This window comes from Peptoniphilus sp. HMSC062D09 (assembly GCF_001811425.1).
GTDB lineage: Bacteria > Bacillota > Clostridia > Tissierellales > Peptoniphilaceae > Peptoniphilus_A.
Window position 1 is genome coordinate 1 of the sequence record NZ_KV804681.1, and the last position, 11,272, is coordinate 11,272.

Below are 11,272 nucleotides of genomic sequence, written 5' to 3' on the forward strand. Positions count from 1 at the left end.
TATTGTTCAAACTCTTATAATTCTTCTTCCGATAACTTGCACTCTTCTAGAACTTTTTCTAAATTTTTTTCATTATGACTCAATTTGCCTTTTTTCGAGTTTTTAGCTTTCCTCTCGATTCTGTATTGAAGCCAAAAATAAAAATACCAAAAGCTATTAATTGAATGAGTTTAACAAGTAATATGGCATCTATTGATTTTAAAACAATGTCACCAAATAAATAAAAATCATAGTGAGTATAGTGATAAAAAAATCCCATAGCCTTATAAGACAAAAAGTTAAGAAGTTTGTAGTTGAAAATCACACTCCCCATTTTGTCTAATAGGATAAGCAGAGAATAGTATAAAATAATACTTGTGAAAATTTGCATAAAGTTCTTTGTTTTTTTTGATATAATAATAGTCAAAAATACCATGGTTTCTATAGTAACTAGACCCAACAACCCGTTTTTTATAAACATTGATAAGTATGTTTCCTTATAAAGCGAAAGAGTCATTATAGGACTATTTTGAATAGCATTGTACGCTCCCTCTATTCCATATAATCCTATATAAAAAATAAGAAGAGCCAATATAGATAAAAGACAGAAGATTAAACTCCAAAACGCAGCTAAAATGGCCTTGGCTTTAAAGAGATAATTTTTACCATAAAAAGTAGATTGGTAGACATCCCCTTCCATATTTTTAGTAGACATTATGTTGGCTGTAAAAATAATTGAAAGAAAAAGATTTATATATAGAAATTTAGAGAGATTTTTATTAAGATTTTTCCAACCTTCTCCATATGATAAATCTATTTTGACTTCATCTAATGTATCTGTAACCTTGTTTTTTATATCCTCGCTATACTTAATTTCATTTGTATCTAATTGTTGTTTTATTTTTTCTCTTAATAGCGTTGATAAATTTTCTTGTTCATCTCCTTTAAGATCTAATTGTTCGGCAAAACTTAAGATATCGTAATAATAGAATTCCGATTGAATTTGACCCAATTTCCCACCAAGAGCTTTTTCTATATCAATCTTTTTAGAATCTAAGTAATATAAATTCATTTCCTCATTAAAAGTATGTTCAGATAAATACTGTTTTGTAGAATTATTGACATTAAATACAGCGGCTAAAAAAGCTAACACTAAGGTGAGTATAGTCAAGGGATGTTTCCATATTCTTTTGTTCTCTGCGTAAATCAAATTTTTCATTTTAACCACCTATATCTCTTTCCTAAAAGTCTTACTAAAATAAAACAAATAGAAATATATAGTATTCCAAGCAATATTATTAGGACAAGATAGGGTACAATTCTTCCAAACAAAGAAATTAACGTCCCCATACTATCAGTCTTAAAGAATAATGGATTTGTAAAACGTAGGATACTGTAACCCTTCAATTGGTTATTTAAAAAATAGACCAATCCAGCAGAAACAAGTAAGCTAGCTTTTGTCCTTTTTATAATAATTGAAACAAGTAACACAATCGATGTTACAGCTAGTGTCCCTATCAATCCCCCTAAACACTCTAGCAAAAACACTTTGCCTGCTGTCATGTTAAAAACATAGAAGTTTGACTTAGACTGAATTGAAGCATTCCATCCACTAAAGCCATACACACTACCATGAATTAAGCTTAAGAAAACGAAGTAAATTAAATACATTATAGCTGCAGCAACTAATCCAGCGATGAATCTTCTGCAAATATATTTATTTTTCCCCTGCTTACTGGCCAAGGCAATATCAGAAACAGGATTTATGCCATCTCTAGAAAAAATAGAAGAAAACGAAATACACAAAACCAAGGTAAATATAAAATATTCTAAATATAAGTAATTTCTTGTACTACTCATCCACATTGTATTGTCTAACCTCAATGGTAATTGAATATTGTTAACAATATCTTTAATTTGTTTAATTTCCTCGTCTGTATAAGGTCTAAATCCAGTAGCTTCATGCGCTTGTACTTCTACTTCTACTAATGTCTCTTTATATGCGGCATAGAATGTGTCGACGTTTTCTAAATATGGGAAGTCTATTTCCATATACTCGTTACCATTGGTTGCATTGAATCTACTTTTCGGTTTATTTAATAGATAATTGGTGTTGATATATTTCATCAAGCCTCCAGTACCTAAAAACCCCTTATCAATATCTAGATATTTCTTTTCGTAGCTAGATGCATAGGTTTTTTTTAGTTTTTGAAGATATTCATCATCCAAAACTCCTTTTAACTCCTTGGATGCTTCTGAAAAAGCTCTGTGAGATGACAAACCTTCTACCAATGTACCGTCTGGTAATATAGTACGCCACTGTATACTTAGATAAATAATAGAGTGAAGAAATACAACTAAAAGAAATAGTAATAAAGCAAATATGGAAACCTTGTTAAAGCAGTGTTTGATTTCATAATATAGTGATTTCATGTTTATTCCTTAAAATGGTCTCCACTATGAACTACTTTCCATGGACTTTGTTTGTTTTCTCTCCCCATAAAGATATAACTCCAAGTTCCATCTTCTTTTTGATATTCTAATACATAGATATTTTCTACTGTATAATCTTGCAAGTAGCCGCGATCTTCAGCAGTATAAATTTCTAAAACAGTAGGATCAATGGCATCATATACACTAAGCTTTGTCTTAGGATTTATGTTTAAATTATCTCTTATATAAGTTGCAGCAGTATTATACATTTGCTTATACTGCTCAGAAGATTGCTCTATTATAGGTCCATTTTGCAGATCATCAATCTCTTTTGGCATATAACCTGTAGTAACATCATTTTCCTCAACTGTTATACTTTCCTCTCTTTTATTTCGTACTTCTTTTAATTTCTTCTTAAGAATTTCCTCTTCAAGTGACTGTGTTTCTTCTATGCCTTGACTTTCTTCTTTTGAAATATTGGTTTTTTGCTCTTCTTGACGATTAACATTTTGTTCAGCAGCTTTTTCTTCTCTACTACAGGCTGTAAATAGACTGACAAGCACTAGTAATAGCAATATAAATTTAATTTTTTTCATTTTTTAGACCTCCAATATAGACAAAATAATCCTCTAAATTTGCTGTTAAAATATTTCCAGATTTTGGACTTCCTTCTTTTTCAATAAAGCGAACCATGTATTTATCTCCTTGGTTTTTTATTCGAACGACAAATGTTTCTTCTGTAAAGTCTTGGAGTTCTTTATTAGTAACTTCTACCTGCTTCACTTTACCTTGAAGCTCTAGAACCATATCTTGAATTTTCCCTTTGTTCTTTACCTTCCCTTCACTTAAAATTACTACTTGATCTGTTATCGCTTCAATATCTGATACTATGTGAGTGGAAAATAATATAATTTTATCTTCGCTCATATTAGTAATTATATTGGAAAATCGAATACGCTCATATGGATCAAGTCCTGCTGTAGGTTCATCTAGAATAAGAATCTTTGGATTATTAATAATAGCCTGGCCAATTCCTATTCTTCTTTTCATTCCCCCAGAAAATGTCTTAATTTTCTTTTTATCCACATCCTTCAAATTAACAAACTCTAGAATTTCATAAATTCTTTCTTTTAACCCCTTCTTCTTCATTCCTTTTAAAAGAGCTATGTATTCTAGATAGTCATAGGCTGTGAATCCATCATATATTTCTATATCTTGTGGCATATAGCCAATTTGAGAAAGATAGTCTGGATTATTCCAAATATCTTTCTCACAAAATAACACCTTTCCTGAACTTGGTTTGTCTAAAGTAGCTAGTATCTTCATCAAGGTTGATTTACCTGCTCCATTCTCACCAAGTAGCCCATAGATTCCATTGCTTATTTCTAAATCCACTGACTTAAGCGCTCTTTTCTTTCCAAAACTTCTATTTACAGCTTGTATTTCTAGCACATTTTCACCTCATTCCATCATTTCTTTCTGTGCAATGTATAAATCTCTATATACTGCTGAATTCTTCTAGATAATAAACATTTTCTGCATTATAAGAGGCAGGCATTTCTCTTAGCATTAATAAATCTGGATGCTCTTCTTCAATTTGTGTTCTTCTTTTTTCAAACTTATCTCCTGCAAATTTTAAGAAAACTAATCCTATTACAGCATCTCTATTTCTTTCGGTGCTTCCAAATCCTCTTAAAGATACTCTACAATTCCATAAAGTTGACTCTAAAGATAATTCTTCTGTTTTATCTTTACTTTTTGCCATTTTATATCTCCTTATTATTATCTAATATTTTATACTCCAGTACTTCTGAGATATCACATTTAAAATAACTACAAATTCTACCAAGTATTTCCATACTCACATTCTCATCTCGTCCCATTTTAGCTATGGTATGAGGAGTTGTTTGTATGGCTTTTTGTAAGTCTAATTTATTCATCTTTTCATCTATTAATTTTTTCCATAATTTATCATAGGAAAATCCCATAACCCACCTCATATTAATCTTCTACCTTATACAGTTTTTCTATAATATTATACCACATTCTACAACTTAATCTTTGCACATTTCTTAAGACGGATTTATTTCCGTCTTTTTTTTATTCATAGAATTAAATTTTTTAAAAAACTAATCAAAACCACCATTTTTGTCCTAGGACTAGTGAAGGGAGAAATATTTCAAAATACTGGAAAATCAATCTCAAATCTTACTTATATAAATAGATGAAGAAATAATTACTCAAATCTCTTGAAAATGTCCTGAGTCTATTAGGAGAGAAAAATTTTTAGGATAGGTTTAAAAAACCATGTTTTTCTTCGCCTGTGATATGAGAGGAAAAATAAAACCTAACAAAACCATCAAAAATGTCTTAGGGCTAATGAAGGGAGAAATTTTCTTACAGGTTAAAAAACTGCTGAATTTCTTTGCCTGTTATTCTTTGCCTGTTATTTAGAGGAAAGAAATATTTTCAAAACAACCGGAAAATCAAATCTCAACTTTACTTATATAGGTAGAGGGCAAAATATTACTCAAAATTCTTCTAACTGTCCTAAGGAATATGAGGGGATATTTCTTCTTCAAAAAAAATATGAAAGGAGTAGATATGTGAATTTAGAAAATATACCAGAATATCTAAAAGAAAATGTAAGCTGGTGCTTATGGAAATATGAAAAAAGAAATAATAAGGAGACAAAGATACCTTTTAATCCAACTACAGAAGGCTATGCATCCGTTAATAATCCAAAGACTTTTGCATCCTTTGATAAAGCATCTGAAAAACTTAGTTCCTATGATGGGCTTGGAATAAGAGTTGATGGAAAACTTGTCGCTATTGATGTTGATGACTGTGTAATTAATGGAAGTTTAAATGATTTAGCAAAGGAAATAGTTAGCCATTTTCCACAGTCATACATTGAATTTAGTCCAAGTGGTAAGGGTTTTAGACTCTTTACTTTTCTACCAAACTCAATAACTTACAACAATGACATCTACAAGATGAAGACTAAAGAAGTTGAAGTCTATGTTGCTGGCTTTACTAATCGCTTTGTAACTGTGACAGGTCATGTCTATCAAGAAGGTGAGATTCTCGAAGAATCCGATGGACTACTATGGCTTTTAGAAAAATATCTGAAAAGAGAAAAACAAAGTAAGTCTACTAAACAAAATTTTAAAAGCTATTTGAGTGATGAGGAGGTTATTGAAAAGGCATCTAATGCCACGAATAATGAAAAATTCTTAAATTTGTGGACTGGAAATATTAAATCCTATCCCTCTTACAGTGAAGCAGACCTAGCTTTAACTTCAATCCTTGCATTTTATGCAGGTGGAAATGCTGACCAGATAGATAGGCTCTTTAGACAATCGGAACTTTTTAGGGATAAGTGGGATGAAAATCGTGGAGGAAAAACCTACGGAGAAATAACCATTGAAAAAGCAATCTCCTCTTTAAAAGAAGTCTATAAGCCTATTGCAAGAATAGACCCAAGTATCGAGTTTAACTTATCTATTGAAAAGTTAAAAGAAATGGGACTTCCTTTATCTTCTAAGTATTCTTGGACAGATATAGGTGCAGGAAAAATTTTCGCAGACTTTTACAAGGATTCTCTTCGCTATGTACCAGAAAGGAAAGCCTGGTATTTTTATGAAGATGGAATCTGGATAGCTGATACTGGAAGTTTAAAAGCTATGAAATTATGTATGAATCTTGCAAACCTACTTCATATTCTTGCCCTTGATATTGAAGATGAGCATAAAAGAAAGGCTTATGTCAAATTCTCAAACAGATGGCAAGCAAGAGGTTATAGGGTCAGTGTATTAAAAGATGCGGAAGTTCATCATCCATTAAATGTATCTGACTTCGATAAAGACCCCTACCTTCTAAACTGTACAAGTGGGACTTTAAATCTAAGAACAATGGAATTTTACGCACATAGAAGTTCTGACTATTTAAGCAAAATGGCTGATGTTATCTATGATTCTAAGTCATTAAATGAGAGATGGAACATCTACATTGATGAAATTATGAGTGGAGATAAAGAAAAAGCTAAGTTTCTACAAAAAATATTAGGTTATGGACTTACAGGAGATACAAGGCATGAGTGCATGGCAATCCTCTATGGAATGACTACAAGAAATGGTAAAGGAACTCTTTGTGAATCCATATTAAAAGTTCTTGGAACTTATGCTTGTGCATCAAGACCCGAAACACTAGCTCTAAAAAACAAAGTAAATAGTTCTGGACCCAGTGAAGAGATAGCTAGACTTGCAGGGGTACGCTTTGTAAATATTCCAGAACCAGGAAAGGGACTACCCTTAAATGTTGCACAAGTTAAAAGTCTTACTGGTAATGACACTATTAATGCAAGATTCCTTCATGAGAATTCTTTTGATTTTAAGCCTCAATTTAAAATCTACATCAACACCAACTACCTACCCATAGTTAATGATGTGACTGTATTTACCAGTGGAAGAATGCTCATCATTCCCTTTGACAGGCATTTTACTGAAGAGGAGCAGGACAAAACATTAAAGACAGAATTTGCAAAAGAAGAAGTAAAGTCAGCAATCCTTAACTGGCTTATTGAAGGCTACAAACTTTTACAAAAAGAAGGATTAACTATTCCCGATTCAGTAAAAGATGCAACTCTTAAATACCAAAAGGAATCGGATAAGATTGCTATCTTTATGGAAGATTGCTTAGAAGAAGGAAATGACTATGAAGTTAGAACCTCTGAAGTTTACGAAAGGTATAGGTCTTGGTCTTTAGAAAATGGCTACTACCTTGAAAGCATGAAGACCTTTAAGCAATCTTTGGAGTCTAAAGCTACCATCAAAAGAAAAAGACCTAAAGATGGAAAACACAAGACCACAGTCCTAATAGGCTATAGGTTAATTTCTGAATTTCTATAAAGTCTGTGGCAATGTGGCAGATGAAAAATTTAATTTAGAAATTTTATATCTATATAGATAATACTTTTTTACCTGCCACACCTGCCCTCATTTAAGGAGGTGGTGCTTATGATTGTGTGTAATTAGAAGTTTAATCGAAGTTAAAAAATTAGGAGGAATAGAAATGATTACAAAAGAAGATTTAGAAAGAAAGTTTACTTTAAAAAATAAGATTGTGGTGACTTCCCCAAAGGGAATATCTACAGAATTAAAAAGAGAAAAAGATGATAGGTATGTCATTAAAAAAGATGAAAGAGAAATCAAGCTGAATGACTTAAAAGACTTAAGTGAATATTGTAAGGATATGTGCCTTTACAGAAACAATGAAAAAGTCACTGAAGACTTATTAGAGAATGCCTTTAAGCTACGAGACACAATCATTCTTCATAAGAAAGACAAGTCACCTGTAAAAGTTGTCAAAGAAAAAATATACAACTACACACTGGATAATCAAGACACAGTTATTCCGTTTAAAGGATCAGAAAGTGTTGTAGAGTTTCTGAATCAAAATAATTTTAGTCTATAAATAAAGGTGGCAATGTGGCAGGTAAATATATAGGACTTAAAACTTCTATTCTCTATAGGAAGTTTAGTTTTCACCTGCCACACTGCCCCAGATATTTTGAAAGGAGTAGAAATGATTATTGGAGATATTTTTAAAAAAGATAAACTTACAGCTGTGGACTTAAAGGACACTAAGTATGAAGTCCTAAATGTAATTAATAAAGATAAGGATAAAATCATCCTTGCTAAAGGAGACAAGTCTTATCTTGTAATTGATGGAAGATTTAAGAATATGTTCTTCCCTTCCTTAGAAGAAGCCGAAGAATATATCGATAGTAAAAAATAATTTGTGACCCAGGGGGCATCCTAATCTCCAGGAGACTTTTTCCTATCAACGGTGCCGCCCTCTTACGCACAAAAAGACAGGTTCAAAGGGGGTATTAAAAAAATATTTTAATACCCTGAATAATACAAAAATACAAAGGAGAAATTTATGAATAAAATAGAAAAATCAAAAAGAAACGAAATATTGTCAGCTAATTCCTATAAAACTAATCTATGGAATTATTTAAGAAACAAGGATGAATCATCTTATTCAGATATTAAGGCTCTTGGTCTTATCCAAGATGGCTCACCTTTTATGGATACAGAAAGCACAGAATACTTTATAGATAAACTTACAGAAAAGAGCGTAGTTAGAAAAGAAGCTACAGTTTTAAAAAACGATATAGATTCATCTTCTATTGTAACTTTCCCAAGTAAATCTATGGCAACTTGGACAAAAGCAGGAGAACAGGACCTATTTGCAGATGCCTTAGAAATGAAAGATGTGGATGTGAATTTAGAATACAACACATTATCTAAATTAATCACAATCCACGAAGATTTTCTAAATAATCCTCAAACTAAGATTGAAAAAATAATCCTAGATACCTTTGCTCATAATTTTGCCAAGGCAGAAGATAAAGCTTTTATCACTGGATCTGGTAATGGAGAACCATTAGGATTTCTAGTAGACGAAGATATTAAAAACCTATCAGCTAAAAAAGAACTGAAACTTGATGACTTGAAAAAACTATTCTTTTCTTTTGATAGTGAATACAGGGAAAATGCAAAATGGATAATGAATGATAAAACTGCTCTTTATCTTCAAAGCTTAAAAGATGGTCAAGGTAACTTCTTGTGGAATCAATATGATGGCACTTTCATGGGAAAAGAAATTCTAATCTCAAACTTTATGCCAGACATTGATACAGGTTTAAAACCTATCGCCTTTGGAGACTTTTCAAACTACTGGATTGTTGAAAGACAAAATCCAACAATAAAAAGATTGTCCGAGATGTTTATTCTTAAACAACACCAAGGCTTCATCATGAGAGAATATTTAGACGCCAAGCTAATGGATAAGGATTCAGTCCTTACTTTAGCAATTGAAGGATAATGCCTATGGTAGAAACTAAAAAGAATGAGATTAAAAAGTCGGAGAATATTGAAGTATCTGGCACAATCTTTACAGTTCATTCTATGAAAAGTGAAAATGCAAAAAAGAGTGTCGAACAAATCATAAGAAAGCTCATATTAAACAATGCGGATACTTTGAATAGAGCGAATTTATCGGCTTAATTAACTTGATATAGTCTGAAAAGTACGGGAATATGTAATTGCCACTTGAAGGCTGTCCGAAAGGAGGAAAATATGGAACAATTAAATAGACAGTCTTCTTACTTTTCAGCTAATGAAAAGATTACAGCATTATACTGTAGGCTTTCAAGAGATGATGAACTTCAAGGCGAAAGTAACTCCATAAGAAATCAAAAGGACATATTAGAAAAATATGCTCTGGATATGGGATTTAAAAACCTAGAGTTCTTTGTGGATGATGGTTATTCAGGAACGAACTTTGATAGACCCTCTTGGAATAAACTAAATGGTTTAATAGAGGATGGAAAAGTTAAAAATATTATTGTAAAAGATATGAGTAGACTTGGCAGGGATTATCTAAAGGTAGGATTTTATACAGAAGTCTTATTTCCAGATAATGATATACGATTCATTGCCATAAATAATGGTGTGGATTCAAATAACCAAGTAGAAAATGACCTTACACCTTTTATTAATATCTTTAACGAGTTCTATGCTAAGGACACAAGTAAAAAGATAAGGGCTGTTTTTAAGGCTAAGGGTCAAAGTGGAAAACCTCTGACAACTAATCCACCATATGGTTATTTAAAAGATAAGGAAGACAAAAACAAGTGGATAGTTGATGAGGTTGCAGCAGAAACTGTAAAGTTGATTTTTAATCTTTGTATTAAAGGTTTTGGTCCAAGTCAAATTGCAAGTGAACTAAAGAGTAGAAAAATCCCAACTCCTGCTGAACACTTTAAGTCTATAGGACTCAATTTCCCAGTTGACACTCCAGAAGAGGAATGTAATTGGAATCCTGCTACAATATCTACTATTTTAGATAGAGAGGAATATCTAGGAAAGGTCATAAACTTTAGAACAAAGAGAAAATCCTACAAGACTAAGAAAAGTTTAGACAATCCAAGGTCTGAATGGGCAATATTTGATAATGTTCATGAGCCGATTATTGATGAAGAAACCTTTGATATTGTAAAAAGGATAAGAAAAACAAGACGAGTTCGTAACAGCTTAGGAGAAATGCCCACACTATCTGGTATGCTCTATTGTGCAGACTGTGGAGCAAAACTGTATCAAGTAAGAGGTAAAGGCTGGTCTCATGATAAAGAATATTTCGTTTGTGCATCCTATAGAAAGCAAAAAGGCAAATGCACTTCACACCAAATTAAGAACATTCAAGTTGAAGAAATTCTTCTTAGGGAAATTAGAAAAGTTACAGCCTTTGCAAAAGACCACGAAGACGAGTTTGTAGATTTAGTTTTAAAGAAGAAAACCAGTGAGTTAAATCAAGTATTAAGAAGCCAGAAAAAGGAACTGGAAGAATCTAAAAACAGAATTGAGAAACTCGACTCTATCGTTCAAAACCTATATGAAGACAACTTGGAAGGTAAAATATCTGATCAACGATTTGAGAAAATGGCTAAAGCTTATGATGAAGAAGAAATTTCACTTCAAAAAAGAATAGCTGAACTTGAAGAAACCATTACAAAATCGCAGGAAGAAGAACTTAATGTGGAATCATTCCTAAAACTTGTAAGAAAATATACGGATATAAAGGAACTTGATCCAGAAATAATTAGAACTTTTGTAGACAAGATTTATGTAGAACAATCAGAAAAAGTTCCAGGTACAAATTTAAAGAGACAAACCATTTGGATTTATTGGAACTTCATAGGGAAAATTGACATATAAAAATCGGCACAAAGGTTAATACCTTCATGCCGATTAAATTTTAAGGAAATAAATCCCTAATTAAGAGCCCCTCA

11 protein-coding genes are annotated in these 11,272 nt (G+C 31.8%); 5 read left to right on the top strand and 6 right to left on the bottom strand.

The annotated features are described in order from the left end of the window. Window positions 1–79: 79 nt before the first annotated feature. From HMPREF2801_RS00060 to HMPREF2801_RS00085, 6 genes are read right to left on the bottom strand one after another with little or no spacing between them, the layout of a single operon-like run. On the bottom strand, window positions 80–1,198 hold the full coding sequence (locus tag HMPREF2801_RS00060) for a hypothetical protein (protein ID WP_070609835.1): 1,119 nt from the start codon (window positions 1,196–1,198) through the stop codon (window positions 80–82). Next, window positions 1,195–2,412 carry an ABC transporter permease gene (locus HMPREF2801_RS00065; RefSeq protein ID WP_070609837.1) on the bottom strand — a complete coding sequence of 406 codons (1,218 nt, stop codon included), beginning with the start codon at window positions 2,410–2,412 and terminating at the stop codon, window positions 1,195–1,197. Before HMPREF2801_RS00065 ends, HMPREF2801_RS00060 begins: the two co-directional genes overlap by 4 nt. 2 nt (window positions 2,413–2,414) lie before the next feature. Then, window positions 2,415–3,008 (bottom strand): hypothetical protein, encoded by a 594-nt coding sequence (locus tag HMPREF2801_RS00070; protein WP_070609839.1) that lies wholly within the window; start codon window positions 3,006–3,008, stop codon window positions 2,415–2,417. Next, window positions 2,995–3,864 (bottom strand): ABC transporter ATP-binding protein, encoded by an 870-nt coding sequence (locus HMPREF2801_RS00075; protein WP_070609840.1) that lies wholly within the window; start codon window positions 3,862–3,864, stop codon window positions 2,995–2,997. The genes HMPREF2801_RS00070 and HMPREF2801_RS00075 overlap by 14 nt, the downstream gene beginning before the upstream one ends. A 46-nt stretch (window positions 3,865–3,910) precedes the next feature. Then, window positions 3,911–4,177, bottom strand: a complete 267-nt coding sequence (locus tag HMPREF2801_RS00080; RefSeq protein ID WP_070609842.1) for a type I restriction-modification system subunit M N-terminal domain-containing protein — start codon at window positions 4,175–4,177, stop codon at window positions 3,911–3,913. A gap of 1 nt (window position 4,178) precedes the next feature. After that, window positions 4,179–4,400: a helix-turn-helix domain-containing protein gene (locus HMPREF2801_RS00085; protein WP_070609844.1), complete on the bottom strand. Its 222-nt coding sequence runs from the start codon at window positions 4,398–4,400 to the stop codon at window positions 4,179–4,181. A gap of 618 nt (window positions 4,401–5,018) precedes the next feature. Here HMPREF2801_RS00085 and HMPREF2801_RS00090 point away from each other — a divergent pair. The 5 genes from HMPREF2801_RS00090 (at window position 5,019) to HMPREF2801_RS00115 (ending at window position 11,198) form a co-directional block, all read left to right on the top strand. Continuing rightward, window positions 5,019–7,322 (top strand): phage/plasmid primase, P4 family, encoded by a 2,304-nt coding sequence (locus HMPREF2801_RS00090; protein ID WP_070609847.1) that lies wholly within the window; start codon window positions 5,019–5,021, stop codon window positions 7,320–7,322. A 163-nt stretch (window positions 7,323–7,485) separates the two neighbouring features. Next, on the top strand, window positions 7,486–7,887 hold the full coding sequence (locus HMPREF2801_RS00095) for a hypothetical protein (RefSeq protein WP_070609849.1): 402 nt from the start codon (window positions 7,486–7,488) through the stop codon (window positions 7,885–7,887). 111 nt (window positions 7,888–7,998) lie between these two features. After that, window positions 7,999–8,211 carry a hypothetical protein gene (locus tag HMPREF2801_RS00100; protein WP_070609851.1) on the top strand — a complete coding sequence of 71 codons (213 nt, stop codon included), beginning with the start codon at window positions 7,999–8,001 and terminating at the stop codon, window positions 8,209–8,211. A gap of 147 nt (window positions 8,212–8,358) precedes the next feature. Beyond that, window positions 8,359–9,306 carry a phage major capsid protein gene (locus tag HMPREF2801_RS00105; RefSeq protein WP_070609852.1) on the top strand — a complete coding sequence of 316 codons (948 nt, stop codon included), beginning with the start codon at window positions 8,359–8,361 and terminating at the stop codon, window positions 9,304–9,306. 254 nt (window positions 9,307–9,560) lie between these two features. Then, window positions 9,561–11,198, top strand: a complete 1,638-nt coding sequence (locus tag HMPREF2801_RS00115; protein ID WP_070609857.1) for a recombinase family protein — start codon at window positions 9,561–9,563, stop codon at window positions 11,196–11,198. Window positions 11,199–11,272: the final 74 nt, after the last annotated feature.